The 26784-nt window shown below is 67.6% G+C and carries 26 protein-coding genes; 3 read left to right on the top strand and 23 right to left on the bottom strand.

Annotated elements, in window-relative coordinates:
• Positions 1-104 precede the first annotated feature (104 nt).
• From BLV63_RS07855 to BLV63_RS07825, 7 genes are all read right to left on the bottom strand, one after another.
• On the bottom strand, positions 105-1883 hold the full coding sequence (locus BLV63_RS07855) for a DEAD/DEAH box helicase (protein WP_066210906.1): 1779 nt from the start codon (positions 1881-1883) through the stop codon (positions 105-107).
• 129 nt (positions 1884-2012) lie between these two features.
• Positions 2013-2321: a DUF3039 domain-containing protein gene (locus tag BLV63_RS07850; protein WP_066210908.1), complete on the bottom strand. Its 309-nt coding sequence runs from the start codon at positions 2319-2321 to the stop codon at positions 2013-2015.
• Positions 2322-2409: 88 nt separating this feature from the next.
• Positions 2410-3192 carry a glucosamine-6-phosphate deaminase gene (nagB, locus tag BLV63_RS07845; RefSeq protein ID WP_066210911.1) on the bottom strand — a complete coding sequence of 261 codons (783 nt, stop codon included), beginning with the start codon at positions 3190-3192 and terminating at the stop codon, positions 2410-2412.
• 90 nt (positions 3193-3282) lie between these two features.
• Positions 3283-4854 (bottom strand): transporter, encoded by a 1572-nt coding sequence (locus BLV63_RS07840; RefSeq protein WP_066210913.1) that lies wholly within the window; start codon positions 4852-4854, stop codon positions 3283-3285.
• Complete coding sequence (locus BLV63_RS07835; protein ID WP_082724002.1) at positions 4836-5654, bottom strand: ABC transporter ATP-binding protein; 819 nt, start codon at positions 5652-5654, stop codon at positions 4836-4838. The genes BLV63_RS07840 and BLV63_RS07835 overlap by 19 nt, the downstream gene beginning before the upstream one ends.
• Positions 5655-5821: 167 nt before the next feature.
• Positions 5822-6808 carry a tetratricopeptide repeat protein gene (locus BLV63_RS07830; protein ID WP_066210914.1) on the bottom strand — a complete coding sequence of 329 codons (987 nt, stop codon included), beginning with the start codon at positions 6806-6808 and terminating at the stop codon, positions 5822-5824.
• A gap of 67 nt (positions 6809-6875) precedes the next feature.
• A complete protein-coding gene (locus BLV63_RS07825) occupies positions 6876-8696 on the bottom strand; it encodes a hypothetical protein (RefSeq protein ID WP_066210916.1) in 1821 nt (606 codons plus the stop codon).
• A gap of 136 nt (positions 8697-8832) precedes the next feature.
• On the opposite strand from BLV63_RS07825, the gene BLV63_RS07820 reads away from it, so the two are divergent.
• Positions 8833-10176, top strand: coding sequence for an AI-2E family transporter (locus tag BLV63_RS07820; RefSeq protein ID WP_066210918.1), 1344 nt, complete (start codon positions 8833-8835; stop codon positions 10174-10176).
• Positions 10177-10286: 110 nt separating this feature from the next.
• Here the strand turns inward: BLV63_RS07820 and BLV63_RS07815 are convergent, their stop codons facing one another.
• The 3 genes from BLV63_RS07815 to BLV63_RS07805 form a co-directional block, all read right to left on the bottom strand.
• Positions 10287-11102: an alpha/beta hydrolase gene (locus BLV63_RS07815; protein WP_066210920.1), complete on the bottom strand. Its 816-nt coding sequence runs from the start codon at positions 11100-11102 to the stop codon at positions 10287-10289.
• Between the two features lie 62 nt (positions 11103-11164).
• On the bottom strand, positions 11165-11506 hold the full coding sequence (locus tag BLV63_RS07810; RefSeq protein WP_066210922.1) for an Rv1322 family protein: 342 nt from the start codon (positions 11504-11506) through the stop codon (positions 11165-11167).
• 85 nt (positions 11507-11591) lie between these two features.
• Complete coding sequence (locus BLV63_RS07805; protein WP_254780520.1) at positions 11592-12830, bottom strand: SGNH/GDSL hydrolase family protein; 1239 nt, start codon at positions 12828-12830, stop codon at positions 11592-11594.
• Between the two features lie 264 nt (positions 12831-13094).
• Here BLV63_RS07805 and nucS point away from each other — a divergent pair, with 264 nt between their 5' ends.
• Both nucS and BLV63_RS07795 read left to right on the top strand, forming a co-directional pair.
• Positions 13095-13790, top strand: coding sequence for an endonuclease NucS (gene nucS, locus BLV63_RS07800; RefSeq protein ID WP_066210924.1), 696 nt, complete (start codon positions 13095-13097; stop codon positions 13788-13790).
• Between the two features lie 162 nt (positions 13791-13952).
• Positions 13953-15185 (top strand): N-acetylglucosamine-6-phosphate deacetylase, encoded by a 1233-nt coding sequence (locus BLV63_RS07795; RefSeq protein ID WP_066210926.1) that lies wholly within the window; start codon positions 13953-13955, stop codon positions 15183-15185.
• 114 nt (positions 15186-15299) lie between these two features.
• On the opposite strand, the gene BLV63_RS07790 is transcribed toward BLV63_RS07795, so the two are convergent.
• The 13 genes from BLV63_RS07790 to BLV63_RS07730 all read right to left on the bottom strand — a co-directional run bounded on the left by BLV63_RS07790 (position 15300) and on the right by BLV63_RS07730 (position 26640).
• Positions 15300-15731 (bottom strand): DUF2550 domain-containing protein, encoded by a 432-nt coding sequence (locus BLV63_RS07790; protein WP_066210928.1) that lies wholly within the window; start codon positions 15729-15731, stop codon positions 15300-15302.
• 20 nt (positions 15732-15751) lie between these two features.
• Positions 15752-16027 (bottom strand): F0F1 ATP synthase subunit epsilon, encoded by a 276-nt coding sequence (locus tag BLV63_RS07785; RefSeq protein ID WP_066210930.1) that lies wholly within the window; start codon positions 16025-16027, stop codon positions 15752-15754.
• A gap of 2 nt (positions 16028-16029) precedes the next feature.
• Positions 16030-17484, bottom strand: coding sequence for a F0F1 ATP synthase subunit beta (gene atpD / locus BLV63_RS07780; RefSeq protein WP_066210932.1), 1455 nt, complete (start codon positions 17482-17484; stop codon positions 16030-16032).
• Between the two features lie 84 nt (positions 17485-17568).
• Positions 17569-18459 carry a F0F1 ATP synthase subunit gamma gene (locus BLV63_RS07775; RefSeq protein WP_066210934.1) on the bottom strand — a complete coding sequence of 297 codons (891 nt, stop codon included), beginning with the start codon at positions 18457-18459 and terminating at the stop codon, positions 17569-17571.
• An 88-nt stretch (positions 18460-18547) separates the two neighbouring features.
• Positions 18548-20185 carry a F0F1 ATP synthase subunit alpha gene (gene atpA / locus BLV63_RS07770; protein ID WP_066210936.1) on the bottom strand — a complete coding sequence of 546 codons (1638 nt, stop codon included), beginning with the start codon at positions 20183-20185 and terminating at the stop codon, positions 18548-18550.
• Positions 20186-20267: 82 nt separating this feature from the next.
• Entirely contained in the window at positions 20268-21095 is an 828-nt protein-coding gene (locus tag BLV63_RS07765; RefSeq protein ID WP_066210938.1) for a F0F1 ATP synthase subunit delta, read from the bottom strand.
• A complete protein-coding gene (locus BLV63_RS07760) occupies positions 21095-21649 on the bottom strand; it encodes a F0F1 ATP synthase subunit B (RefSeq protein ID WP_066210940.1) in 555 nt (184 codons plus the stop codon). Before BLV63_RS07760 ends, BLV63_RS07765 begins: the two co-directional genes overlap by 1 nt.
• Before the next feature lie 50 nt (positions 21650-21699).
• Positions 21700-21918 carry an ATP synthase F0 subunit C gene (gene atpE / locus BLV63_RS07755; protein ID WP_066210942.1) on the bottom strand — a complete coding sequence of 73 codons (219 nt, stop codon included), beginning with the start codon at positions 21916-21918 and terminating at the stop codon, positions 21700-21702.
• Between the two features lie 75 nt (positions 21919-21993).
• A complete protein-coding gene (gene atpB, locus BLV63_RS07750; RefSeq protein WP_066210944.1) occupies positions 21994-22794 on the bottom strand; it encodes a F0F1 ATP synthase subunit A in 801 nt (266 codons plus the stop codon).
• A gap of 79 nt (positions 22795-22873) precedes the next feature.
• A complete protein-coding gene (locus BLV63_RS07745) occupies positions 22874-23161 on the bottom strand; it encodes an AtpZ/AtpI family protein (RefSeq protein WP_066210945.1) in 288 nt (95 codons plus the stop codon).
• Position 23162: 1 nt separating this feature from the next.
• Positions 23163-23681, bottom strand: a complete 519-nt coding sequence (locus BLV63_RS07740; RefSeq protein ID WP_066210946.1) for an ATP synthase — start codon at positions 23679-23681, stop codon at positions 23163-23165.
• 101 nt (positions 23682-23782) lie between these two features.
• On the bottom strand, positions 23783-24790 hold the full coding sequence (locus tag BLV63_RS07735) for an MraY family glycosyltransferase (protein WP_066210948.1): 1008 nt from the start codon (positions 24788-24790) through the stop codon (positions 23783-23785).
• Positions 24787-26640 carry a polysaccharide biosynthesis protein gene (locus BLV63_RS07730; protein WP_066210950.1) on the bottom strand — a complete coding sequence of 618 codons (1854 nt, stop codon included), beginning with the start codon at positions 26638-26640 and terminating at the stop codon, positions 24787-24789. Before BLV63_RS07730 ends, BLV63_RS07735 begins: the two co-directional genes overlap by 4 nt.
• Positions 26641-26784 lie beyond the last annotated feature (144 nt).

Here is a 26784-nt window from a genome sequence, read left to right as displayed (position 1 = left end):
CGGCGTTGTGTGCTCAGTTGTTGCGGGTGTTCTTCCGGAACACCCGCAACAACTGAGCACACAGTTTTTCGGCCACGCACGCCGCTGGGCGGGCCGCCTGGGCACTACTTCCGGCCGACGAACCAGCCCTGGATCTTCGCCAGACGGGCCTTGAGCTGCTCCTCGCTCGCCTGCGCGACGGCCGGTCCGCCGCACACCTCGCGCAACGTGTTGTGCACCATGCCGTGCGGCGTGCCGGTGCGCGCCGACCATGCCGAGACGTTCTTCGCGAGCTCGTTGCGCAGGTCCATCAGGCGTCGGTGGTCCGCGACGCCGGGCGCCTCCGCGGGAGCGGCGGCGGAAGGCTTCCTCCGGCGGGACTGCTGTTCGGCCTGGCGTTGCCGCAGCAGCACACCCACCTGGTCGGCGTCGAGCAGCCCGGGGATCCCGAGGAAGTCCAGCTCGTCCTCGCTGCCGATGTCGCCACCGGTGCCGAACTCGCCGCCGTCGAACAGGACACGGTCGAAGGAGGCCTGCGAGTCCAGCGCCTCGAACTTGCCCTTAATGAGGGAGTCCGACGCCTTCTCCTCGCGGTTGGCCTCGTCCATCAACGAGTCCTCGGGGTTGAAGAGCCCGTCCTCGTCCTCGTTCCGGGGCCGGTCCAGCGCGTGGTCGCGCTCGGCCTCCATGGAGTTGGCGAGGCCCATCAGCTGCGGGACGGACGGCAGGAACACCGAGGCGGTCTCGCCGCGCTTCCGGGCACGCACGAAGCGGCCGACGGCCTGGGCGAAGAACAGCGGGGTGGAGGTCGACGTGGCGTAGACGCCGACGGCGAGACGCGGGACGTCGACGCCTTCGGACACCATGCGGACCGCCACCATCCAGCGGCTCTGTCCGGCGGAGAACTCCTCGATCTTGCTCGACGCCTTCGCGTCATCGGAGAGGATCACCGTGGGCGACTCCCCCGTGATCCGGCGGAGCTGTCCGGCGTACGCACGGGCATCCTCGTGGTCTGTGGCGATCACCAGGGCGCCCGCATCCGGCACGGTGCGGCGGACCTCGGAGAGCCGCTTGTCCGCCGCGGACAGGACAGCCGGGATCCACTCGCCCTGGGGATTCAGCGCCGTCCGCCAGGCCTGCGACGTCACGTCCTTGGTGACCGCCGCCTCGCCGAGCGATGCGGCCATCTCCTCACCGGCGCTGGTCCGCCAGCGCATCTGACCCGAATAGGCCATGAAGATGACCGGACGGACCACGTGATCCTTGAGCGCGTTGCCATAGCCGTAGCTGTAATCGGCCTTGGAGCGACGGATGCCGTCCTTGTCCTCGATGTATTCGACGAACGGGATGGGCGAGGTGTCCGAGCGGAACGGAGTGCCCGTGAGGGACAGGCGCCGCACGGCCGGCTCGAACGCCTCCCTGAGACCGTCGCCCCAGGAGAGGGACTCGCCGCCGTGATGGATCTCGTCCAGGATGACGAGCGTGCGGGCCGCTTCGGTACGGGCCCGGTGGAGCATGGGCTTCGATGCCACCTGGGCGTACGTCACCGCGACACCGATGAACCCCTGGCCGTGCCGGCCGTCCGAATTCTTGAAGTTCGGATCGATCGCCAGGCCCACGCGGGCGGCCGCATCGGCCCACTGCCGCTTCAGGTGGTCGGTGGGCGCCACGATGCAGATGCGATTCACGACGCCGGAATCCACCAGGGTGGTCGCCACCCGGAGGGCGAAAGTCGTCTTACCGGCGCCCGGTGTGGCCACCGCGAGGAAGTCCCGGGGCCGCTCGCTCAGATACTTGTCCAGAGCCTCCTGCTGCCAGGCACGCAGTTTCGGCGCGGTGCCCCAGGCGGCACGCTCAGGGTAGGCCGGTGGGAGGGTGGGGCCGCCGAAGAGCGTGTCAGTCATGGGGAAAAGAGCCTCGCTAGGGTCGTCGGTCGTCAGCGGAAGAGAAGTGACGGAGTGGGGACGGCAGGGCGCCTCGAGGCCCGGCCGATCCGTCAGGAGGCCCGCGCCGGTGGCGCGGGAGGGCGGACGCTACTTGGCGCCGTCGTCGTCCTTGCCCGGACGCAGACCCTCGTAGATCTCCTTGCACGTGGGGCACACGGGGAACTTCTGCGGGTCGCGGCCCGGGGTCCAGACCTTGCCGCAGAGCGCGATGACGGGTTCGCCCGTCAGCGCGGATTCCATGATCTTCTCCTTGCGCACATAGTGCGAGAAGCGCTCGTGATCGCCGGGTTCCACCTGTTCGCGCTGCTCGGTGCGCTCGATCGTCGCGGTCGAACCGCCCGGGCCGGAGAGCTCGCGCGAGGGGTCGTTCTCAAAAGGATCGGGAGGCAACGTCATGACATCCACTCTACCGTGCCCGGGCCCGAAGAAGGGCTCCCGGCGGACGTCTGAACGTCCGCCGGGAGCCCTTCGTCGGGAGGCCGGATCAGAGACCCTGCCACTCCGGCTTGCTCTCGAAGGCGTGCCGGTAATAGTCCGCCAGGCGCAGCGAGGAGGCGGCCGCCTCATCGATCAGGATCGTCGCGTGCGGGTGCAGTTGCAGCACCGAGGCCGCGCAGATCGCGGCGACAGGGCCCTCCACGAAGTCGCGCACCGCCTGGGCCTTCTGGGCCCCGGTCGCCACCAGGACCACGTGCCGCGCGTCCATGATGGTGCCGAGCCCCTGGGTCACGACGTGATGCGGGACATCGTCGATGCTGTCGAAGAACCGGGCGTTGTCCTTGCGGGTCTGCTCCAGAAGAGTCTTGATCCGGGTCCGGCTGGCCAGCGACGAACCCGGCTCATTGAACCCGATGTGACCGTCGGTGCCGACTCCCAGGATCTGCAGGTCGACACCTCCCGCCGCCGCGATGGACTCCTCATACTCCCGGCAGGCCGCCTCGAGATCCTTAGCAGCGCCGTTCGGGCTGTGCACCTTGTCCGGATCGATGTTGACCCGGTCGCTGAACTCGCGGCGGATGACCTCACGATAGGACTCCGGGTGCCCCAGCGGCAGACCGACGTACTCGTCCAGCGCGAAGCCGCTCGCACGGGAAAAATCCAGGCCTTCCTCGGTATGGCGGCGGGCCAGTTCGTCATAGATCGGCAACGGTGAGGAGCCCGTCGCCAGGCCCAGCACCGCCTCCGGCTTGCGCTTCAGAAGCGCTTCGATGGCGTCCGCCGCCATGGCACCGATGTGAGCAGCATCGGGGAGGATGACAACTTCCATGCTCTTGCGGCCTCATTTCCTACTCAGGAGCTGTGAACTGCTTCGATCTTATACAGTCCGCCCCCAAAAAACGATAGAAAGTGAGTGGAATCAGCTATTTTTAATCAATTGCGCTAAAAGTTCCGGCCCTCGGCGCTCAACATCACGTCCACCCAGGCGCACTCCGAGCCAGAGCAGGAAGGCTCCCCAAGCCGATCCGGCCAGGAGGTTGACCCAGCCCCAGACGTGATTCCCCGTCACGAGCTCCGCGATCAGCAGGCCCGCCAGCGGCAGGCAGATCACCAGGAGCACGAGCATGCCGAGGCCCTGGACGGCCAGGGTCAGGCCCTTGCCGCCCGGCGGATTCTTGAACGGGCTCTCGCCGGGCTTCGGAACGGCTGTGACGTACCGGGCCGAGATCACCGAGGCCAGGCCCAGGCCCGCCATGAGGACACCCGCCGAAGCGCCCAGGATGCCCGGGAGGAGCTCCCACCTTCCACTGAGCGCGATGGAGGCGAAGACCACGACCAGCACGGCCGGCACCGCCAGGATGCAGCAGCCGAGGACGCGGCCCCAGCGGTCCGCACGTCCCGGTGTGCCGGTGGAGATGTGCAGGGCGAAGGCGGTGTCGTCATAGGACACGTCCGAACTGATGCTCCAGGACATGAGGAACGCCACGAGCGGGCCGACCACCAGCAGCGTGCTGAAGTTCCCGTTCTGCATGCCCATGAAGTACAGGAGGACCGGCATGAGCGGCACCACGATCAGCGACGCCGAGTACCGCGGATCGCGGAACCAGTACGTCGCCGTCCGCGCCGCGACAGCACCCGTGGGCGTGGCGGGGAACCAGGAGAAGAAGCCGAGCTTGCCCGCTGCGCGCTTGGCGCCGGACGCGCGCGGCGGGTTGACCATGGACCGCACGAGAGCGATGTTCCAGAGCCAGACCGCCAGGGCCATCATGGCGAGGCAGATCAGGATCCGGAGGGCGGCGGCGCCGAATTCACCGGCCGCGACGTCGGCGGGCAGCGCCCACGGGGCGCCGAAGGGCGTCCACGCCAAGGCCGCCGCAAGATCCGGCAGATACCGCGCGTTGTCCTTGAGGCCCTGAGCGGCGCCGCTGATGATCGGGCCCAGGAGCACGAGCGGGATGAAGATCAGGATGGTGCCGATCTCCCGGTAGCGGCGGGACTGGGAGAGGTTGTTGCCCCAGGCGGCGGCACAGCGTGAGTAGAGCAGGCAGCTCGCCACGCCCAGGAGCGCGCCCACGAGCGCGGCGATCACCTGCAGCGGCGACCTCCACCAGCTCACCACGGTGGTCAGGCTCAGGATGGCCGTCAGCAGCCCGGGAATCCCCACCAGACCCGCCAGCGCCATGCCGGTCATGAGCTCACGCTGCGGGATGCCGAAGGCGGCGAACCGCTGCGGGTCCAGCGTCATGTCCATGCCAGAGGCGAGGATCGGGACCACGGTCCAGCCCAGCACGGCGGCGAATCCGGCGAGCACCAGGATGGTCCTGGCGAGATCAACGTCCGCCAGACGGAGCAGGACGAGTCCGATGACCATGAACGTCAGGACGCCCAGGCCGTACAGCCCGCCGAGGACCAGACCCACGATCTGCCACGGACTGCGGCGGAATCCGTTGGCCAGGATCTGGAGCTTGAGCCTCAGGAGTGTCGCAACCATGCCAGCCCCTCCCCCTCGTGACGGCCGCCCACCAGGCTGACGAAGCGCTCTTCGAGGCTCTGCCCCGCACGCACCTCGTCCACGGTGCCCGCAGCCAGGAGCCGTCCGCCTGCCACGACGGCCACGTGGTCACACAGCCGCTGGACCAGGTCCATCACGTGGCTGGAGATCACCACCGTGCCGCCCGAGGCGACGAAGCCCTTCAGGATGTCCGTGATGTTCGCGGAGGAGACCGGGTCCACGGCTTCGAACGGCTCGTCGAGCACCAGGACCCGCGGAGCGTGGATCAGCGCCGACGCCAGGGCGATCTTCTTGGTCATGCCGGCGGAGTAGTCCACCACGAGATTGCCCGCGTCCGCCGTGAGGTCGAGGGCGGCCAGCAGTTCCTGGGCACGGACGGCCACGGTCTCCCGGTCCATCCCCCGCAGGAGACCGGAGTACGTGATGAGCTGTTCGCCGCTCAGACGGTCGAACAGACGGACGCCGTCGGGAAGGGTCCCCAGCAGCTTCTTCGCCGCGGTCGGGTCCTGCCACATGTCCACGCCGAGGATCTCGGCGGTCCCGAAGTCGGGGCGCAGGAGACCGGTCGCCATGGACAGCGTGGTGGTCTTGCCGGCGCCGTTCGGCCCGACCAGACCGAAGAAGGATCCCACGGGGACATCCAGATTGATGCCGTCGACGGCGATCTTCTCACCGAAGCGCTTGGCCAGGCCCCTCAGGGCGATGGCCGGGAGGTGCGACGGGGTCCTGGGGACTTCCACCGGGGAGAATGACTGGGATTCCGGATGCGAGTGAGTCATGCGTTTCACGCTAACAAGTGTGATGACACTCCGGGATGCTACTTCAGGACGATCTTTGCCTACGCCCAGCGGGTGCCGCGCACCGGATGCCGGCGACCCCGCCGGACGCGCCGCGGGGAGGGCACCCTTCCGGAATGCCCTCCCCGCGGCGTCAGCCCATCGTCAGCTCAGAACAGCACCCTGGCCAGGGCCTGTCGCGCCGCCGCCACCCGCGGGTCCTTGACCCCCACGACCTCGAAGAGGTCCAGCAGGCGGACGCGCGCGGCTTCACGTTCCGGTCCGAAGTGCCGGCCGATGAAGGTGACGATCCGCGAGAAGGCGTCCTCGACGTGGCCGCCCGAGACGTCCAGATCCGCCAGGCGCAACTGCGCCTCGACGTCGTCGGGGTCGGCTGCGGCCTGCTGGCGCAACGCCTCGGCGTCCGTGGCGCTCAAGCCTTCGAGGCGGAGCAGGAGGCGCACCTGTGCCAGTCCCGCCTTGGCCTCGTGGTCGGCGGGCTGCTCGTCGAGCGCCTGCTGATACGCACGCTCGGCGGCGGCGTAGTCGCCGGATTCGATCGCGTCCAGAGCCTCCTGGTGCAGCGGAGGCAGGGGCGCCTCGGCAGGCTCCGCACCGGCTCCGTCCCCGGAGACCGGGCCGATCCGCCCGTGCACGCCGTTGGCCTGGGCCAGCTGCAGCAGCTCGGTGAAGAGCGCCTCGAGATGGGCCTCCTCCACCGGTCCCTGGAACAGCGGCACCGGCTGGCCTTTCACCACGGCGACCGCGGCGGGAACACCGGAGATCTGCATGGCCTGCATGATCTCGGGGAACGCCTCGACGTCCACGGCGCCCAGGACCATCGCGCCGTCCTGGCGGTTGACGAGATCCTCGACGAGACCCAGCGTGCGCTGCGACTCCGGCGAGTACCGTGCCCAGAGTGCCAGGATGACAGGAACCTGGACGGAGAGTTCCACGACGTCCTGGAAGTTCGCCTCCGTGACGTTCGCGCGGTAGGACCCGGCGACGCCGGCGGGCGCGTCCGTCCCGTCGGCGGAAGGCGCGGCAGGCCGCGGAGCCGGGGCCGGGGCCTGGGCTCGCGCCTTCACGGCGGAGAGATCGACCGCGCCGCGCAGACTGGCGAGGGAATCGAATGGGTTCTGTGCTGCCTGGGGCAACTGTCCTCCTCGGTGTTCGGCCGGTGAGGGATCACCTCACCGGCCGGGGAACGATGCGTGGACGGGCTCAGCCCAGCTTGACGCCCGTCAGGTAACGGTCGGCGGACAGCAGCGTGAAGCTCTCCTTCGACCCGGACGGCGGGATCCGGAGCGTCACCGAGTCGATGAAGTGCTCCGTCACCTTCTTGTTCGTCTTCTTGGTGCCCGCCAGGGTGGACACGGCCTCATCCGCGAGGTCGACGGTGTCGCCCTCGTTGGGCGAGGTCAGCGTGACGGTGAACTCGAGGTCCGCCACCACCACGGCGCCGCCGTCGTCCGACGTGTACACGGCGTCCGGCTGGCCCACGAGCTTGAAGTCGAAGGCCGGCTTGACGTCCGCGCCGTTGTTCTTCGGGTCGATGACATTGTTCTTCAGCTCTTCGGTCTGCTGGAAGTAGGTGTTGTCACCGAACTTGGTCTTCGCCGATCCCTTCGGATCCTTCAGACGGGCCACGAGAGCCGCGATCGCGTCCGAGGGGCTCGCAGTCAGACCGTTGGCGCTCTTCGCGTCACGAGTCTTGACGCCGTCCGCGCTCATCGCGGGGAAGGTGTTGCCGGGCAGCAGGTACGACGCGCTCACGAGCTTGTAGTTCTCGCGGGCCGACTTCTGGGTCAGCGTGAGGATCAGGGGCGTGGGGTTCTTGGCGCCCTGGGTCACGGCGGTCACGGTGCGCGGCCAGGCGCGATCCGTCGGGACGACCTGGGTCAGCAGCTTCTGAGCCGCGACGGGTGCGACCGCCGGGTGGCTCGTGGCCGAGGCGCGGATCTTGTAGTTCTGCGTGCGGATCGTCAGGGCCTCACCGGTGGCGCGGTCGCCGAGGTCCTTGGCGTTCTTGGCGGCGTCGGCGCTGCTCACGGCATCAGCCGTGCTGGAGAGGATGCGCTTGAGCTGGTCGTCGGTCACGACGGGCAGGTCACCGGAGCCGGCGGCGGAGGCTGCGGGGCTCGGCGAAGCGCTGTCGGCGTGAGCGGGCGCCACGCCGCCCAGTGCGCCGACGACGGCGAGGCTCAGCGCGCCGGCGATCGCGGGGATCCTGCGGAAGGCCGACGGCTTGTCCTTGGGCTCGGCGTCCTGAGCCTCGGCGTCCTCGGCCTCGCCGGCCTTCGGCTCGGCGACGTCCGAGGCCTTGTCATCCGAGACGGGGGTCCCGGCGTCGGAAGCCGGGGCGTCCGCCACGGCGTCCTTGCTCGACGGAGTCTTCGTGCCCCCACCTGACGCGGGTCCCGCTGCGGTGGCCTTGGCCGGCGTGGACCCGCCCTTGCCGAAGAGGAAGGCGAAGAGGAGCGCGCCCAGCATGAGCAGGCCGCCCAGCACCATGAGCGGCACGCTCCACGGCGTGCTGGTGTCATTGGCGTAGCTGAATTCGAGCTGGGACGGAGCGGGCTTGGTGCCGTCGCTCGCGATCACCAGGGACCAGTCGCCCTGGTCCGGCGCTGACCAGGCGAACTTGAGGTCGCCGTTGCCGGACTGGGTGCTGGCCCAGATGTCGGCGCCGGCAGGGTTCGGAGCCTTCGCCTCGCCGTCGACGTGCTGGACATCGAGAGCCTTGCCCTCCGCGTCCGCGCCCTTGACGGTGTTGTGAGCGGTCTTGTCCACCCAGGCCGCGACATCGTCGGGGCGTCCGACGGCGACCGTGAAGGCGCCGTCGCCCTTGATGTCCAGGTCGACCTTGCCGTCGCCGAACTTCGCGAACGCAGGGTCGACCACCGTGAGCGGGGCCTGCTGCACCGAGGACGGGAGCGCAACGCTCACCCTCTCGGGCGGAGCCCAGAAGGTCTTCTGGCCGATGCCCAGGAACAGGACTACCAGTCCCAGGACAAAGACGGCGATCGCTGACTTCAAACGCACAAATGCACCTAACATCGGGGTCATGGTCTCTTTCATGGTATCCGCTGAGACTGGGAAGCAGGGAGGAAAGGGCTGCGCTGATAGTGTGAATCCGGCCCCAGCCCACCATTTCGCCTGACCACCCAAGGAAGACCCCATGAGTGAACACCAGCCGGAGAACACCCCGCCCACCGAGGGCACGGAGCAGCCGTCTCCCGAGACGGAGTCCGTCGCGTCCGTCCCCGCACCCACGCCGGCCGCCCCCGCTTCCCGCGAGGGCGTCGAGGCGGCCGCGGCGAAGGCGCCGGAAGCCGCCGTCGTGGACACGGGTCTTCTCGGCCGGGTCAAGCGGGCCTTCGGCCAGCTCAAGAAGCCGGTGCCGGGCGCACTTCCCCGCGCTCACTTCGCTCTCCCCGAGGCGAGCGACGACGAGGGCGGCCTCACGGAGCCGACCGCGCAGGGCTTCGCGGTCCAGCGCCCCGTGCTGCTCGGCTTCATGCTCACCGTCGGCGTCGGGCTGGCGCTGCTGCTGTTCTATGTCGGAAGCCACACCACTCAGCTGATCCTCTGGATCATCGCGGCGCTGTTCATCGCGCTCGGGCTCGACCCGGTGGTCCGCACCCTGGAGAACCGCCGGATCCCGCGCCCCGCCGGCATCGTGATCGTGCTGCTCGGGCTGCTCGCCGTGGTGGGCGGCTTCTTCGCGACCCTGATCCCCACCGTGGTCGATCAGGTCAACCAGATCATCACGCAGGGTCCGGTCTGGATCAATGACTTCCTCCGCTCGGACTTCTACAACAACCTGAACGAGCAGTTCGGGCTGAAGGACCGTGTGACGGAGGAGATCCAGAAGTTCATCAAGGACTCCAGCGCCGTGGGCGGGGTGTTCGGGGGAATCGTCGGCTTCGGCACCTCGGTGGCGAACGGCCTGTTCGGCGCGTTGATCGTCCTCGTTCTGACGCTGTACTTCCTGGCCGCTCTGCCGTCCATGAAGTCGTTCGCCTACCGCCTGGCCCCGCGCTCGCGCCGTCCGCGGGTCATGGAACTGTCCGAGGAGATCACGCGCTCGGTGGGCAACTACGTGATCGGCCAGGTCTGCGTGGCCCTCCTGAACGCCACCTTCGCGTTCATCGTGATGTCCATCCTGAACGTGCCGTTCTCGGTCCTGCTCGCCTTCGTGGTCGCGCTGCTCGCCTTCATCCCGCTGGTGGGTGGTCTGATCGCCGGGATCCTGGTGACGCTGGTGTCGTTCACCATGGGCTGGCAGACCGCCGTCATCTACGCCATCTGCTACTTCGCGTACCTCCAGTTCGAGGCGTACTTCGTCTCCCCGCGCATCATGCAGCGCGCCGTGTCCGTCCCCGGCTCGGTGGCGGTGATCTCCGTGATCGCCGGTGGCAGCCTCCTCGGGGTGCTCGGCGCCCTGATCGCCATCCCGACCGCCGCCGCGATCATGCTCCTGATCAAGGAAGTGCTGGTCCCTCAACAGGACCGGAAGTAGTCTCCGAGAGGAACGACCAGCACTGACAACCAGCACTCACAACCAGCACTGATGAAGAAGGGCCCCACCGCCGATGCGGTGGGGCCCTTCCCGTCGGTGAGGAGTCCTCGCTACTGTCCCTGCGCTACCGGTCCGGCCCACTCGGTCGGCAACGGTGTCGGGACCTCCGGCGTCACGGTGGCCACGATCTCGTTGAGGACCCGCTGCACGTGCTTCTCCCCCACCCAGAGGTGCTTGGCGCCGTCGACGCCGATCACCTGCGCCTGCGGCACGAGCGAGAAGCGCTGCGCGGCCTCCGCGGGCTGCAGGTAATCGTCGTGCTCGGGGACGAGGACCTTCAACGGCAAAGGGGTCGCGCCCCAGCGGCGGAGGTCGTCATCGTCCGCGCGGTGCAAAGGCGGCGACAGCAGGATCGCCCCCTCGATCTCCTCGGCGGCCGGGCTGACGCTGCCGTAGCGGAGCGCGAGTTCGGTGCCGAAGGACCACCCGACCAGCCAGAGCCTCGGAAGCCCGCGCTCGACGGCGAACCGCACCGCGGCCTCGAGGTCGAGACGTTCCGCCACGCCGCCGTCGAACTCCCCGTCGCTCGTGCCGCGCGGGGAAGAGGTGCCGCGCGTGTTGAAGCGCAGCACCGCGATCCCGGCGAGGGCCGGCAGACGGTAGGACGCCTTGCGGTAGACGTGGGAGTCCATGAATCCGCCGTGGGTGGGCAGCGGATGAAGCGTGATGAGGGTGGCGCGGATCTGTCCGTCCGCCGGGAGGGCGAGTTCGCCGTACAGGGTCAGCCCGTCCTCGGTCCGCAATTCGATGTTCTCCCTCACCGCAGGAAGGACCGTGTTCGCCCGGAGGGGCTGGGGTCCGGCGGATTCGGTGAAGGTGAGCGTCGCCGGATCGGCGGGGTCATAAGCGGAGGGCACTGCTGTCATGCCTTCAAGCCTAAGTCAGGAGCGTCCGCCGTTGTGCCGGGGTGCCGGAGCACGACGCCGGCTCAGCGATAGCGGTAACTGCGCCCGGTCCAGCACCGCGTGTGCCAGTGACGGCGCTCGTTGATCCCCGCCTGCTCGCCGAAGAGATGGTCCTCCTCCCAGACCACCAGGTGGGCCAGCCCGGGCGGGATCTGGCGGTGACAGCCGGGGCAGGTGTACTCCTTGCCGGCCCTCAGCGCCGTCATCGTGCGGACCATCCAGACGCCGTCCGGGGCGACCTCGCGCCGGTCGATGCCGATCCGCGCGCGCTCCAGTCCTTCGAGCGGAGCAGGCGCCGCACCACGCTTCCCGCTCCCGGTGGAGGAACCCCCCGGACGACGGCGGGGGCGGTTGCTGCGGGGCATGACTCCATTGTGCCAAAGCCGCCGCCCCCGGGTCGCCGCTGTGTCGCCTCGGGTCGTGCCCGGAACCGGACCGGAGCCGGGCCGGTCAGCGCAGCGCGACGACGGGTTCCCCACCGAGCAGCCCGGTGCCGGAACGCGCGCAGCTGCCACCCTTCGGCGCGCCCTGGTTGTAGGCCTGGCGCAGGCAGGAGCGCAGCGCCAGCTGGCCCCAGTAGTTGGGGTGCAGGGACTCCTGGACGAAGTAGTCCGAGTTCGCTGTGCTGACGGTGCGGATCTGGTTGACCCACTCGGTGGCGTCGGCGGCGCCGGCCTGAGCCCAGGAGGTCACGCCCTTCTCCTCCAGCAGCCCCACGGTGTTCTCGCAGAGCCGTCGTCCGGAGAAGAGGGACGTGACGTCGAGGGTCTTGACGTTGCTCAGCCCGCTCTGGGCGGCGGCCTGGGCGACCGCGCCATTGATGGTGGGCAGGAGGGTGTTCGCCGCGTAGTCGACGTCGGCGTCCCATAGTCCGCACCCGCCGGTGTTCTGCCGGGTGTACCCGCTCTGGCTGTAGCGCATCGCGCCGCTCGCCGGCAGCGGCGAGGGGTAGTTCTGGACGAGCAGCGTCCACGAACCGTCGCTGTACCCCGCGTTCCGCATCGCCGTGCGGATGTTCTGCATCGCCGTCGCGATCTTGGCGGTGTTGGCGGTGACCGTGCCGGAGCTCATGGCGGTCGCGACGGTGCTGCCGTTCTTGCAGTACTTCGGGCTCCAGCTGAAAGACGTCAGGAAGTCCGTGACGCATTCCTGCATGATCGTGCCGAACTCGAAGTCATTGCCTCCGATGGAGAGCGCCACCATCGTCACGTGGTGGCTCGCCGCGAAGTTCTGGAGCATGAGTGCCTGGCCCTGCTGCCCGCCGGAGCTGTAGAAGTCCAGGCCGGGCTTGAAGTAGCCGCTCGAATTGGTGAAGGTCGAGGTACGGGCTCCGGAACAGGCGAGGTTCAGGCTGTTCACCCCTCCCCCGATGCTCACTTCCGCGGCGTGGCTCCGGTGGCACCGGGCGATGGTCTCGGCCGTGTTCGAGGCGTTGTCGTTGTAAGCGGTGGCCCCCAGCGCGTCAATGGCCCCGGCGCTGCCGTTCGTGTTCCCGGCCCAGCGTCCCGCCTCGCCCGAGATGTACGAGTCCCCGACGGAGACCACCCAGGGGTCACCGGCGCCGGCGCCGTCGGCACTCGCGGCAGGCGGAGCCGACAGGAGGGCGGCGCAGACGAGGGCGGCTGCGCCGAGCGTCGAGATGAGTGCTGGGACGAGACGGGAACGCATCCCGCGGGCATGATGCTGCATGTCTGGAGACTCCTGATCGGTGACGCGTCCCCGGATCGTGAGGTCCGGTGGACGGCCCCGGCGGTGGGGCCGAGACTGAAATTACCAACGGGTAACCTGGCTGCCCAGAGGCTCTGCGGCCTTCCGGCGAAGAGTTCATGGAGCGCTCGCGCGCTGTTCAGACGACGTTCGTCGGGCACCCGGGAGGTTCACCCGTGGCGGCCGGGACGCACGGGGCCGCGCCCCGCACGTCCGTTCGCGGCGCGAGCCGGTATTGTTCTGTGCGTGCGTTTGGTGATTGCTCAGTGCTCCGTGGACTACGTCGGCCGCCTCAAGGCCCATCTGCCGTTGGCTAAGCGCCTCCTGGTGGTCAAAGCGGACGGCTCCGTCCTCGTCCACTCCGACGGCGGCTCCTACAAGCCCCTCAACTGGATGAGCCCGCCCGCCACCCTGCGGGTCCAGGCCCCCGAGGACACTGAGCTGGAGACCGGGGTCTCTGAGCAGTGGGTCGTGCAGTCCGCCAAGACCGATGACCGGCTGATCGTCAACATCCACGAGATCTTCCACGACACCGCCCATGACCTCGGCGTCGATCCCGGGTTGATCAAGGACGGCGTCGAGGCGGATCTCCAGCGTCTTCTCGCCGAGCAGATCGAACTGCTCGGCGCCGGCTACAGCCTCATCCGCCGCGAGTACTTCACGGCGATCGGGCCCGTCGACATCCTGGCCCGCGATGCCGCCGGCGCCACCGTGGCGATCGAGCTCAAGCGCCGCGGCGACATCGACGGCGTCGAGCAGCTCACCCGGTACCTGGAACTGCTCAACCGGGACCCGGTGCTGGCCCCCGTACGGGGCATCTTCGCCGCTCAGCAGATCAAGCCGCAGGCCCGGGTGCTGGCGCAGGACCGCGGCATCGACTGCGTGACGCTCGACTACGACGCGATGCGCGGCGTGGACGACGCGGAGAGCCGCCTGTTCTGAGCTGTCCGTTCTGAGCTGTCCGTTCTGAGGCTCCTGGTCTGATTCACCCGCCCTGAGCGCCCGCTCCCGGGCGGCTCCCGCGTGCTTGCCGGATCGCGAGCGGGTGACGCCGCGCCCCGGTCACGCTTCAGCCCTCCACGGTGCTGCCCGTAGACTCATGGCATGCCTCTGGACAGCACCTCTTCCCCTGATGGACAGCGCGTCATCCTGCGCGGCCGCATCGTCTCCGACGGCGATTCCCTCGCTGACGGGCTGGTGGCCATCGCGGACGGACGGATCGTCCACGCCGGGCCCGCGGCCGGCTTCTCCGACCCCGCCTTCGAGGGCCTCGAGCCCACTCCCCTGCCGGAGGGGGCGATCCTGATCCCCGGCCTGGTCGACATCCACTGCCACGGCGGCGACGGCGGTGATTTCCCGTCCGGCCAGGAGGACTCGGCGCGCACGGCCATCGCCTTCCTGCACCGCTCCGGCACCACGTCGCTGCTCGCGAGCATGGTGACCGCGTCCCGCGAGGATCTCCTGCACGGCATCGGACTCTACGTGGGTCTGACCGAGGAGGGTCTCCTGGAGGGCATCCACCTCGAGGGGCCCTTCCTCTCCGAGGCACGCTGCGGCGCCCAGAACCCGGCCTTCCTGCTCAGCCCCGATCTGGAGTTCGCCGAGGAGCTCATCCTCGCCGCCAGCGGCAAGCTCCGCACCATGACGTACGCCCCGGAGCTGCCGGGCGCCGCGGAACTCGTGGACCTGCTGACCACCCACGGTGTGGTCCCGTCCCTCGGGCACACCGACTCCGACGACGCGACCGCCGCCGCCTCCCTGGCCGCGGCCCGGGACGGCCTCGCGGCCGCCGGGTTCGACGGCTCCACGAGCCGTCCCACCGTCACCCACCTGTTCAACGGCATGCGGCCCATCCACCACCGCGATCCCGGCCCCGTGACGGCGTGCCTCCGGGCCGCCCAGGCCGGCCGCGCCGCCGTCGAGCTCATCGCCGACAACACGCACCTGGACCCTCAGACCACACTGACGGTCTTCGATCTGGTGGGTTCCGCGAACGTCCTGCTGGTGACGGACTCCATGGCCGCAGCCGGTCTGAGCGACGGGCATTACATGCTCGGCCCCTCCCCCGTCACCGTGGCGGACGGGGTCGCCACCCTCGACACCACCGGCTCGATCGCGGGCGGCACCGCCACGCTCCTCCAGGTGGTTCAGCGCACGGTCGCCGCGGGCGTCCCTCTCGCCGATGCCGTCCGCTCGGCGACCGCCGTACCCGCCGACGTCCTGGGACTCGATGACGAGGTGGGAAGCCTGCGCCGCGGGCTGCGCGCCGACGTCGTGGTGCTCGAAGCCGACCTCCAGCTCCAGCGCGTCATGCGCCAGGGGGAATGGCTCGTCTGAGCCGCGCGCCCGTCAGAGACGCCGAAGGCCGGGCCGTGTGCCGCCGTGGAGAATCCCACAGCGGCACACGGCCCGGCCTTTCGTCATCCTCGAGAGCTGTTCCCGGGCGCGTGCTCAGTCGAGCCGGTTGAGTCCCGGTCTCGGCCCGGCCTCCAGCCAGGAGGAGAGCCCGGTGTACTCGTCGAAACGCATCGCGAGCAGCACTTCCTGGCCCTCGTAGCTCAGCTCCACGATCACCGAGCCCGGCTGGATCCTGGAGGACTCCACCTCGCCCGGCTCGCGCCGTCGCACCAGATCAAGCTGGTTGCGCTCGAAGCTGTACCGAGGCGTGGGACTCAGGGAGAACATCTTGAACCACTCGAGTTCCGACCCCTGGAAACGACAAACCCCCATCTGCCAGCGGCCGTTGGCCAGGCAGATGGAGGCGTCGATGGTGCCCAGGGCGCGCCGCAGATTGACGCGGCGCACCCCTACCAGGCACAGAGCACCGATGATGATCGCGAGGATCGCTGCGATGCCCAGAGTGACAATGACCGAATCACCCATCTAGCGCGGACTATTCAGCCCTACGCCGCGGCGGAATCGTTGAGCTGAGCATTGTCAGCCACGATCACCACTCGGTCATTGTCAACGGAGAAGAATCCCCCATCCACGGTGACGTGGATGCGGCTGCCCGTGACCGGCTCGATGGACAGCTCACCTTCCGCGAGGATCGCCAGAACCGGCGCGTGCCCGGGGAGGATGCCGATCGCGCCATCGCTGGTGCGGGCGTTGACCACCTTGGCCGCGCCGGACCACACGAAGTGGTCCGCCGCGACGACCTCAACGTCGAGCTCAGCCATGATCAGCGGGTCTCAGACTGGATCTTGGCCCACTGACGCTCGACATCGTCCATGCCACCGACGTTGAAGAACGCCTGCTCGGCGATGTGGTCGACGTCGCCGTTGCAGATCGCCTTGAAGCCCTCGATGGTGTCCTTGATGGACACGGTCGAACCCTCGACGCCGGTGAACTGCTTGGCGGTGTAGGTGTTCTGGGACAGGAACTGCTGGATACGACGGGCACGGGCCACGACGATCTTGTCCTCTTCGGAAAGCTCATCGACACCGAGGATGGCGATGATGTCCTGGAGTTCCTTGTTCTTCTGCAGGATCTGCTTCACGCGCACAGCGGTGTCGTAGTGGTCCTTGCCGATGTACTGGGGATCCAGGATGCGGGAAGTGGAGGTCAGCGGGTCCACGGCCGGGTACAGACCACGGGAAGCGATCTCACGGGAGAGCTCGGTGGTCGCGTCCAGGTGGGCGAAGGTGGTCGCCGGAGCCGGGTCGGTGTAGTCGTCAGCAGGGACGTAGATCGCCTGCATGGACGTGATCGAGTGGCCCTTGGTCGAGGTGATGCGCTCCTGGAGGAGACCCATCTCATCGGCCAGGTTCGGCTGGTAACCCACGGCGGACGGCATGCGGCCCAGCAGGGTCGACACCTCGGAACCGGCCTGGGTGAAGCGGAAGATGTTGTCGATGAAGAGCAGCACGTCCTGGTTCTGCACATCGCGGAAGTACTCCGCCATGGTCAGAGCGGACAGGGCCACGCGCAGACGCGTTCCCGGCGGCTCGTCCATCTGGCCGAACACCAAGGCGGTGTCCTTCAGAACGCCGGCCTCGTCCATTTCGACCCAGAGGTCGTTGCCCTCACGGGTACGCTCGCCGACACCGGCGAACACGGAGGTGCCACCGAAGTTACGGGCGACACGGGTGATCATTTCCTGGATGAGCACGGTCTTGCCCACACCGGCGCCGCCGAACAGGCCGATCTTGCCACCCTTGATGTACGGGGTGAGAAGGTCGATGACCTTGATGCCGGTCTCGAGCATCTCGGTGGAGCCTTCGAGGCTCGCGAAGCTCGGTGCCTTGCGGTGGATGGGCCAGCGCTCGGAGACCTGGAGCTCGGACTCTTCGACGTCCAGCGGCTTGCCGAGCACGTTGAAGATGTGGCCCTTCACGCCGTCGCCCACGGGCACGGAGATGGGGGCGCCGGTGTCGACCACCTGCGTGCCGCGGACCAGGCCGTCGGTCGCCTGCAGCGAGATGGCGCGGACCAGGTTGTCACCCAGGTGCTGCGAGGTCTCGAAGGTGATGGTCTTGGTCTCACCGTTGAGGGTGACCTCAGTGGTCAGGGCGTTGTAGATTTCCGGGATGGCGTCGGCCGGGAATTCGACGTCGACAACCGGCCCAATGACGCGGGCAATACGACCGGTGGCGCCGGCCGCGGTGGCTGCGTGCTCGGTAGCGGTGGCAGTCATCTCTCTCACTTCACTCAGTAGATGGCGTGTGTTAAGTCTAGCTTTGGGTACAGCCGCGAAGGCTGCGCCGGGATCCTCGGGCGGTTACGACGCGAGTGCGTCGGCACCGGCCACGATCTCGGTGAGCTCCTGCGTGATCTCGGCCTGACGGGCCGTGTTGCGCAGTCGCGTGTACTTTTTGATCAGCTCGGTCGCGTTGTCGCCTGCGGACTTCATGGCACGCTGACGGGCAGCCAGCTCGGACGCGGCGGCCTGCAGCATCGCCGCGAAGATGCGGGATTCGATGTAGCGCGGCAGCAGCGAGTCCAGCACCTGCTCGGTCTCGGGCTCGAAGTCGTAGAGGGGCAGGATCTCCGCTTCCGGAGTGTTCTCCTCCTCCACGACCTCCAGGGGCAGGAGGCGGACGACGGTCGGCTCCTGGGTCACCATGGACTTGAAGCGCGTGTACACGACGTGGATCTCCTCCACACCGCCCTCTTCGAAGTCGGTGGCGAAGTCTTCCAGGAGGACCTTGCTGATCTCCTGAGCGGTTGCGAACTCCGGAGCATCGGTGCCGCCGGTCCAGACGCGGGCGTAAGGACGGGAACGGAAATCGAAGTAGGCCTGCGCCTTGCGACCCACCAGGTAGGTCTTGACGTCCTTGCCTTCGCTGTGGAGCAGCTCGATCAGGCCTTCGGCCTGCTTGAGCACGCTCGCCGAGTACGCGCCGGCGAGACCACGGTCGGCCGTCATCACGACGACGGCGGCGCGGCGCACCTGAGCGGGCTCGGTGGTGAGCGGGTGCTCCACCTGGCTCTGGCTGGCGACTGCAGAAACGGCACGGGTGATGGCGCGGGCATAGGGCTGCGATGCAGCCACACGGGCACGTGCCTTACCGATGCGAGAGGTCGCGATCAGTTCCATCGCCTTGAAGATCTTGCGCATCGACGTGGTCGAGGCGATCTTCTGGCGGTAGACCCGGATCTGGGCTCCCATACTTGTCCTTTCTTAGGATCCAGCGGATCCAAGGCTCCGGTGCGGTACCCCGGGGCCACCCGTGAAGGTGGCCCCGGGGTGACTGCCTCTAGCGCTTCTGCTTGACGATCTTTTCCTGGTCGACGGAGTCGCCCGAGATGGCCTCGTGCTCCTCGTGACCGGCGCCGACCAGCTGGCTGTGACCCTCGCCGAAGAAGCCGCGCTTGAAGTCGGTGATCGCCGTCTTCAGAGCCTCGACCGTGTCGTTCTCCAGCAGGTTGGTCTGGCCGATGGTGGTCAGGATGGACGTGCTGTGCTTCAGGTGCTCGAGGAACTCGGACTCGAAGCGGGACACGTCCTCGACCGGGACATCGTCCAGGTAGCCGTTGGTGCCGGCCCAGATGGAGACGACCTGGTTCTCGACCGGGTACGGCTGGTACTGGCCCTGCTTGAGCAGCTCCATCAGGCGGGCGCCACGGGTCAGCTGCTGGCGGGAAGCCGCATCCAGGTCCGAGGCGAACATGGCGAAGGCCTGCATGTCGCGGTACTGAGCGAGGTCCAGCTTCAAGGTGCCGGAGACCTTCTTCATGGCCTTGACCTGAGCGGAACCACCCACGCGGGACACCGAGATGCCCACGTCGACGGCCGGACGCTGGTTGGCGTTGAAGAGGTCCGACTGCAGGAAGATCTGACCGTCGGTGATGGAGATGACGTTGGTCGGGATGTAGGCGGACACGTCGTTCGCCTTCGTCTCGATGATCGGCAGACCGGTCATCGAGCCCGCGCCCAGGTCGTCGGAGAGCTTGGCGCAACGCTCGAGCAGACGGGAGTGCAGGTAGAACACGTCACCCGGGTAGGCTTCACGTCCCGGCGGGCGGCGCAGCAGCAGCGACACGGCGCGGTAGGCTTCGGCCTGCTTGGAGAGGTCATCGAAGATGATGAGGACGTGCTTGCCGCCGTACATCCAGTGCTGGCCGATGGCCGAGCCGGCGTACGGAGCCAGGTACTTGAAGCCCGCGGGGTCGGATGCCGGGGAGGCCACGATCGTGGTGTACTCCAGGGCGCCCTTCTCTTCCAGGGTCTGGCGGACAGCGGCGATGGTGGACGCCTTCTGGCCGATCGCGACGTAGATGCAGCGAACCTGCTTGTTGACGTCGCCGGACTCCCAGTTGGCCTTCTGGTTGATGATGGTGTCCACCGCGATGGCCGTCTTACCGGTCTGGCGGTCACCGATGATCAGCTGACGCTGGCCACGGCCGATCGGGATCATGGCGTCGATGGCCTTGAGACCCGTCTGCATCGGCTCGTGGACCGACTTACGCTGGGTCACGCCCGGTGCCTGGAGTTCCAGTGCACGGGTGCCCTCGGCCTTGATGTCGCCCAGGTCGTCGATGGGCTGGCCCAGCGGGTCAACCACGCGGCCGAGGAACGCGTCGCCGACGGGGACAGACAGAATCTGACCCGTGCGGTGCACTTCCTGGCCTTCTTCGATACCGGTGAAGTCACCGAGTACGATCACGCCGATCTCACGGACGTCAAGGTTCTGGGCCAGGCCCAGAGTTCCATCCTCGAAGCGAAGGAGTTCGTTGGCCATGACCGAGGGAAGACCCTCGACACGGGCGATACCGTCGCTGGCGGTGGTCACACGGCCGACCTCGACGCGCTCGGCGTTGCCGGGCTCGTAAGACGCCGCGAACTCGTTCAAGGCATTGCGGACGTCGTCGGCATTGATGGTCAATTCGGCCATCTGCAGTCCCTGCTCTCCTGTTTCGTGATCATCGCTGCTCACGATGACCTGGTGTTCTGTCGGTAAGTTGTGCTTGCCTGGCTCAGCCGGCCAGCTTGCGGCGCAGTTCGCCGAGTTTGGTCAGCACGGAAGCGTCAACCACTTCGTCACCGACCTTGACGCGGATACCGCCGATGAGCTCCGGATCCACGACGGTGTTGACCTTGAGCTCCCGGCCGTAGAGCGCGTTCAGACCGGCCTGGAGGCGGGCCTGCTGCTCTTCGGTGAGGGGGCGGGTCACTTCCACCGTGGCGATCCAGCGCTCCTGGCGCTTGGCGGCCAACTCTGCAAAGCGCTCCACCAGCTTGGCCGGCTTGACGCCACGCGGGGCGACGACGGCCTGACGGATGAGGAGCTGTGCCTCTTCGCTGGCTCCGGGCACGAGCTTGCGTGCCAGGTCCGCCTTCTGCTGCGGTGCGGCAGCCGGTTCCACGAGGGCGCGCTGCAGCTCATGGCTGCCTTCGACCACCGTGTTGAATGCGAAGAGATCGTTCTCCAGTGCTTCCAGCCCGGAGGCGCCACGACCTGCGGCGGCGCCCTTGGACTCAGCGACGGCGATCGCCACTGTTGCGGCGATAGTTTCGAGCGCATCGCCGATGTCACGGGAGTCGGCCCAGCGGGAGGCCGCCAGCGAACTGACGATCTGCTCTGCGTCGGCCGAGACCTTGCCGGCCAGGAGTCCACGGATCAGGCCCGACTTCTCCTCCGCGCTGCGCGAAGGATCGGTCAGAGCACGGCGCAGACCGGCCGAGCCGTCAAGCGCCTCGAGGATTCCGAAAAGCTCGTTTGCCAGGGACAGCGGAGCCGTGGGGAGCTTGGGCTCCACCTCGGCCAGCGCCGCCTTCAGCGATTCGCTCGATACACCTGCCATTACTGTGCTGCACCTGCGCTCTGGTTCTCCAGATCGGCAAGGAAGCGATCGACCACGCGGGACGCGCGGGCGTCGTCTTCCAGCGACTCGCCGACGATGCGCCCGGCGAGCGTCGTGGCAAGGCTGCCGACTTCGCTGCGCAGGGAGACGACGGCGGCCTGACGCTCTGCCTCGATCTGTACATGGGCCTGCTCGGTGATGCGGGCAGCCTCGGCGGCGGCCTTCTCCTTGAGCTCAGCGAGGATCTGGGCACCTTCAGCACGGGCTTCTTCGCGGATGCGATTGGCCTCGGTGCGGGCGTCCGTCAGCTGCTGCTTGTACTCTTCGAGAGCGGCCGTGGCTTCGGCCTGGGCCTTCTCAGCCTTGGCGATGCCGCCTTCGATGGCCTCAGCGCGCTCGGCGTAGGTCTTCTCGAACATCGGGACAACGAACTTGACCACGATGAAGAGCAGAACCAGGAAGCCGACCAGGACCACGCCCATTTCCCAGACATTGGGAACAAGCGGGTTCGGAGACTCATGGGCTTGGTCTGCAGCAAGGATCAGCTGATCCATATTCACCCGTCCTATCTACTCGTAACTGATTTGGCGTAGGGGCTGAAGGTTTACTTCAGAACGAACGCGAAAACCAGGCCGAGGATGGCGAGAGCTTCGGTCAGGGCCAGACCGAGGAATGCGATCGGCTGCAGGACACGCTGCGCCTCGGGCTGACGAGCCACACCGTTGATGTAGGCCGCGAACACGAGACCCACACCGATGCCACCGCCGATGGCGGAGAGGCCGTAGCCGACGAGGTTGAGGGAGCCGTTGATTTCGCCGTTCATGGTTTTCCTTTCAGTCGCCGCGGAGCGGCTGTTACGGGGTTGTTTTTCCCCGAGAGGGGAAGTGTGGGTGAAGACTTAGTGGCTGTCCGCGTGGAGCGCGCCTTCGATGTAGATGGCGGTCAGCAGCGTGAACACGTACGCCTGCAGCACCATGATCAGCGCCTCCAGCATGTACATGGCCACGGCGCCGGCCAGCACCAGCAGCGAAGTGCCCTTCAGCAGGACGTTCTCCTGGGCGATGAGGAACTCGATGCCCGAGCCCGCGATCATCACGATCAGGTGGCCTGCCAGCATGGTCGCGAAGAGACGGAGGCTGTGCGTGATCGGGCGGACCACGAAGTTCGAGATGATCTCGATCGGGACCACGAGCGGCAGGATGTAGAACGGAACGCCCGAGGGGACGGTCGCCAGCTTGAAGTAGCGGATGCCGTTCTTCTTGACGCCGATGACGATCCAGGTCACGTACACCAGACCTGCCAGCACGTAGGCGCCGCCCACGTGGGAGAAGGACGGCAGCTGGATCACGGGGATCGCGCCGTAGATGTTGTTCACCAGGATGAAGAAGAACAGGCTGAACAGCAGCGGGACGTACTTGATGAAGTCCTTGCCACCGATGATGTCCTTGGCGATGCCGTTGCGGACGAAGCCGTAGGCGGACTCGCCGGCGAACTGGAGCTTTCCGGGCACCAGCTGGCCCTTGCGGGCGGCGGCCACGAAGAACGCCGCAATGATGACCACGGAGAGGATCACCAGGAGCATCTGCTTGGAGAAGCCGTCCGCTGCACCCCAGGGCAAGATCGCCGGGAGGTGCATTTCGTCAATACCAGGCGGGTTGAAAGAACCCGAATCCTGAGCGGGGAGCGTAAGCGCGAACAACGCGTTTCCTCTCTGCAGTGTCCATCGTTGGGCAAATTAGCGGGGCTCCACGCTCGGTGAGCGGCTCCCCCATGTGAAATTATTCGGAAGGTGTGTGAGGCTTCTTCGAGTCCGCGCCGGAACTGTCAGCGCGGTGTTTGAAGAATCCATGCATCTGGGCCAGATAGAAACCGCCGGCTGCGCCGAGCAACGCTCCGGCGAGCACGATCCAGCGGGTCCCCCACAGTGAATCCAGTCCCCACCCTATCAAACTCCAGACCAGGATTCCGCCGACGATATAGCTGAAGACCGCCATTCCGGCGTTGTAACCGCCGTCGCCTTCGTGCGCGGGATCGGCTTCCGACAGTCGCTTGTTCTCTTTCGCCATGTCAGCGGCCGCCTTCCGGGCTTCCGGAGGTGTCCCGGCCCTGTTCAGCGGCCTGCGCGGGCTCGTTGAAGATCAGAAGCCTGGCCCGGGAGAAGCCGTAGAGCTCCGCGATCTGCCACAGGACGACGGTCACGACCGCCGCTGTAACAAACCACCGGCCATGGAGCCAGCCCGGGGCGCCGAGGACCAGGAAGACGACGCCGAACACGACGACCTTCACGAAGTACAGCGCGACCATGAGGCCGATGGCTCCGGACGGGTTGTTCCTGCCGACGAAATGTCCGGCGAGCAGGGAAATCGCGAAGAAGACGATGACCAGCGCACCGCCGCAGAGCACCGAGAGCGCGCCCAGTCCGCCGTTCAGCACCGCCGCGATGACCGCGGTGACGAGAAGGCCGACGGCCGCCGTCGCCGAGCTGAGTGCCAGGAGACGGAGCCACAAGGACCCGGTCTCCCCTGCCGCCGTCGTCGACAGCCGACGCCGGGAAGCCCGGGAAGGGCGGGGCGAGGATGCAGACATGGCGGCCTATCAGCGAGCGGGTGAGGGGTCGGAAGCTGAAATGAACTTCCGGGGTTAAATTCTACACGAGATAGAAGTGCCGGCATCCGTCCGGACGGCCGTCACACCACCCGGCGCGCACGGCGCCGCTCGAGGACGGTCGGCAGGGCGAGGTACGTGACCAGGACGGCGACGGTCAGCACCTGCGCGACGAGAGCGCCCCACCATGGGGCGCCGGCGGCCACGATGCCGCAGATCCCCGTCGCGGCGCTGAACGCCCCGACGAGCACGGCGACGCCCACGTGGCTGAATCCGACATCGGTGAGCCGCTGGTAGACGTGCTCCCGGTGGGACTCGTACCACCGCTTGCCCTGCCGGTACCGGCGGACCAGGGTGTATCCGGTGTCGGCAAGGTAGATCATGAGTGGCGACAGCAGGTATTCGATGGCGATCCCGGAAAGGAAGCCCCCGACGGCCATGGCCGCAATGCCTCCGCCCAGAAGGTAGCTTCCGACGTCCCCCAGGAAGACCTTGCCGGGGCCGAGGTTCCAGGGCAGGAACGCGGCGAACGCGGCGGCCAGGATCGCCCCGGCCACGGTGAGCCACGGCTGCCCTGACAGCACGCCGGCGGCGGAGTACAGCGCACCGACCACGAGCCCGTGGATGCCGGAGATGCCGTTCACGCCGTCCATGAAGTTCGCCGCGTTGATGTAGCCACTCACCGCGAGGACGCCCAGGGGAAGCCACCACCACGTGACGTGGAGGTTCGCGGTCATCGCAACGGTGACCACCAGGCCGAGCAGGAGCTGAGCGGAGGCCCGGACGCGGATGGAGAGGCCGCGGATGTCCTCGATCCAGCCCAGCAGTGCGGAGCAGAGTGCGCACCCGGCGACGGCGAGGGCGAGGAACCGGTTGGTGGGGACCGCATGGCTGAACAGCGCGGTGACCGCACCGGCGAGCACCCCCAGGCTGGTGGCCAGTCCCATGCCGCGCAGCGTCACCTCGGTGTGGGAGGAACGCGCCGTCGGCACGTCGATGACTCCGAGCTTCACGAGGAACGGCTTGACCACCCAGGGTGCCACGAGCGCCACCGCGAACGTGACGGACGCGGTGAGGACGACGGGGTTCACGACCCGACCCGCCCCAGGTCCACCGGGTCTTCGGACTCCTCGTCGGCGATGCCCGAGGCGCTCAGCCTCTCCTCATCGAACCGGCAGGCCTCCAGCCAGGACTCCAGATCGAGGTCCTCGGGATCGATCGGCTGGATTCGGGCGTGGGAGATCTTGGGATGGATGCGGGTGGCGTCGACTTCGCCGTCGCCGATGAGCTCCTCGTGCATCTTCTCCCCCGGCCGCAAGCCGGTGAAGACGATGTCGACGCTCTTTCCGGACATGGCGATCATGCGCTGTGCGACGTCCAGGATCCGCACGGGCTCGCCCATGTCCAGCAGCAGGACCTCCCCGCCGTGGCCGATGGCGCCGGCCTGGATCACCAGCTGGCAGGCCTCGGGGATGGTCATGAAGAAACGGGTGACGTCCTTGTGGGTCACCGTGACCGGTCCCCCGGCCTGGATCTGCTGCGTGAACAGCGGCAGCATGGAACCGCGGCTGCCCATCACGTTGCCGAAGCGCACCGAGACGTACGGAAGGCCCGTCTCCTGGGCCATCCAGGCCGTCAGGCGTTCCGCCATCCGCTTGGAGTGGCCGAGGGCCGTGCTCGGATTCGCAGCCTTGTCCGTGGAGATGTTCACGAACCGGCTCACCCCTGCCGCACGGGCTGCCCGCAGAACGTTCAGGGTGCCCAGCACATTGGTCTTCCAGCCTTCGCCGGGGTACTGCTGCAGCAGCGGGGCGTGCTTGAGAGCCGCGGCGTGAAAGACGACCTCCGGCTTCCTCTCCCGGAACACCGCTTCGAGGCCGGCCTGGTCCCGGATGCTGCACAGGACCGTGTCCTGGCCGTTCAGGAGCCCGTGACCGGTCAGGGAGATCTGGGTCTGCTGGAGAGCCGTCTCATCGTGGTCCAGCATGATCAGTTCGGCGGGGCTGAACTGGCTGATCTGGCGGCAGAGCTCACTGCCGATCGACCCGCCCGCACCCGTGACGATGACGCGGCGGTCCGAGATGTATCCGGCGATCTTCTCCACCTGGATGTCGACCGGACGCCGGCCGATCAGGTCCTCCACCGAGATGTCGCGGAAGTCGGAGAAGCCCTGCGGCGCACCGCCGCTGAGCATCTGGTTCAGGGGCGGCAGCACGAGCACCCGGACGTTCAGACCGGCGACGCTGTCGGAGACCCGGGTGACGACGTCCCGCTCCACACTGCCGAAGGCGAGCACGAGCACTTCGGCCTTGGTCCGGTGGACGATCGAGCGGATGTCCTCGCCGCGGCCCAGCACCTGCACGCCGGAGAGGCGCAGGTGCTTCTTGCTGGGATCGTCGTCGATGAGGCCCACGGGGTAGTACGGCGAATCCGGGTCCTGCAGCATGCGCGTCACGAGGGAGTTGCCCACGAAGCCCGCACCGTAGATGAGGGTGTTGCGCGCCGAGTCGCCCGGGCGGGATTTGGCCTCACGGTAGAGCCTGCGGAGATAGCGGATGCCGGCCATCCCGATCAGGGCGATCGGCGCGGCGATCAGCGCGACACTGCGGCCGACGTCGAGCTGGCGGTACGCCACCAGCAGGAGCCCGGTGACCGCCGTCGCGACGAGCAAGGTGGCAATGAGGAGCGCCTGGACTTCACCGAAGGAGCCGGACTGATAGCGGCCCCGGTACACGGAGAGGAGATAACCGAAGATGAGCTGGGCGAGTGCGGCGACGCCGGTCACGGCCAGGAGGCCGGGCAGCTGGGCCCACTCGACATGGAGTTCGTAGCGGAGCACGAGGGCCAGGCCCATCGCGAGGAACCAGCAAAGGGCGTCGAGGACGAACTGGATCCACTCCCAGGAACCGGTTCTGCTCTCAGCAGTCTTGGAGTACGACAATGGCCACCTTGCTCGAAAAACCAACGGGCGAAAGAGACCTCCCGCCCGCAGTGTCCGCGCTGTGCGGTAACGCCCGGAGGACGTGAAGACCGCAGGGAGCGGCATCGGACACCTCGTCCAGCTTAGCGCGCCGGGCATCGGCTA

The sequence above is a fragment of the Arthrobacter woluwensis genome (assembly GCF_900105345.1).
GTDB classification, from domain to species: domain Bacteria; phylum Actinomycetota; class Actinomycetes; order Actinomycetales; family Micrococcaceae; genus Arthrobacter_E; species Arthrobacter_E woluwensis.
Note: the sequence above shows the minus strand (reverse complement) of the source record. Positions and strands in the feature narration are given on the sequence as shown.

What these genes read in the sequence shown, in the direction of transcription:
- BLV63_RS07855 (WP_066210906.1), bottom strand. Translation starts at nt 1,883, where the DNA reads ATGACTGACACGCTCTTCGGCGGCCCCACCCTCCCACCGGCCTACCCT.
- BLV63_RS07850 (WP_066210908.1), bottom strand. Translation starts at nt 2,321, where the DNA reads ATGACGTTGCCTCCCGATCCTTTTGAGAACGACCCCTCGCGCGAGCTC.
- nagB (WP_066210911.1), bottom strand. Translation starts at nt 3,192, where the DNA reads ATGGAAGTTGTCATCCTCCCCGATGCTGCTCACATCGGTGCCATGGCG.
- BLV63_RS07840 (WP_066210913.1), bottom strand. Translation starts at nt 4,854, where the DNA reads ATGGTTGCGACACTCCTGAGGCTCAAGCTCCAGATCCTGGCCAACGGA.
- BLV63_RS07835 (WP_082724002.1), bottom strand. Translation starts at nt 5,654, where the DNA reads ATGACTCACTCGCATCCGGAATCCCAGTCATTCTCCCCGGTGGAAGTC.
- BLV63_RS07820 (WP_066210918.1), top strand. Translation starts at nt 8,833, where the DNA reads ATGAGTGAACACCAGCCGGAGAACACCCCGCCCACCGAGGGCACGGAG.
- BLV63_RS07815 (WP_066210920.1), bottom strand. Translation starts at nt 11,102, where the DNA reads ATGACAGCAGTGCCCTCCGCTTATGACCCCGCCGATCCGGCGACGCTC.
- BLV63_RS07810 (WP_066210922.1), bottom strand. Translation starts at nt 11,506, where the DNA reads ATGCCCCGCAGCAACCGCCCCCGCCGTCGTCCGGGGGGTTCCTCCACC.
- BLV63_RS07805 (WP_254780520.1), bottom strand. Translation starts at nt 12,830, where the DNA reads ATGCAGCATCATGCCCGCGGGATGCGTTCCCGTCTCGTCCCAGCACTC.
- BLV63_RS07795 (WP_066210926.1), top strand. Translation starts at nt 13,953, where the DNA reads ATGCCTCTGGACAGCACCTCTTCCCCTGATGGACAGCGCGTCATCCTG.
- BLV63_RS07790 (WP_066210928.1), bottom strand. Translation starts at nt 15,731, where the DNA reads ATGGGTGATTCGGTCATTGTCACTCTGGGCATCGCAGCGATCCTCGCG.
- BLV63_RS07785 (WP_066210930.1), bottom strand. Translation starts at nt 16,027, where the DNA reads ATGGCTGAGCTCGACGTTGAGGTCGTCGCGGCGGACCACTTCGTGTGG.
- atpD (WP_066210932.1), bottom strand. Translation starts at nt 17,484, where the DNA reads ATGACTGCCACCGCTACCGAGCACGCAGCCACCGCGGCCGGCGCCACC.
- BLV63_RS07775 (WP_066210934.1), bottom strand. Translation starts at nt 18,459, where the DNA reads ATGGGAGCCCAGATCCGGGTCTACCGCCAGAAGATCGCCTCGACCACG.
- atpA (WP_066210936.1), bottom strand. Translation starts at nt 20,185, where the DNA reads ATGGCCGAATTGACCATCAATGCCGACGACGTCCGCAATGCCTTGAAC.
- BLV63_RS07765 (WP_066210938.1), bottom strand. Translation starts at nt 21,095, where the DNA reads ATGGCAGGTGTATCGAGCGAATCGCTGAAGGCGGCGCTGGCCGAGGTG.
- BLV63_RS07760 (WP_066210940.1), bottom strand. Translation starts at nt 21,649, where the DNA reads ATGGATCAGCTGATCCTTGCTGCAGACCAAGCCCATGAGTCTCCGAAC.
- atpE (WP_066210942.1), bottom strand. Translation starts at nt 21,918, where the DNA reads ATGAACGGCGAAATCAACGGCTCCCTCAACCTCGTCGGCTACGGCCTC.
- BLV63_RS07745 (WP_066210945.1), bottom strand. Translation starts at nt 23,161, where the DNA reads ATGGCGAAAGAGAACAAGCGACTGTCGGAAGCCGATCCCGCGCACGAA.
- BLV63_RS07740 (WP_066210946.1), bottom strand. Translation starts at nt 23,681, where the DNA reads ATGTCTGCATCCTCGCCCCGCCCTTCCCGGGCTTCCCGGCGTCGGCTG.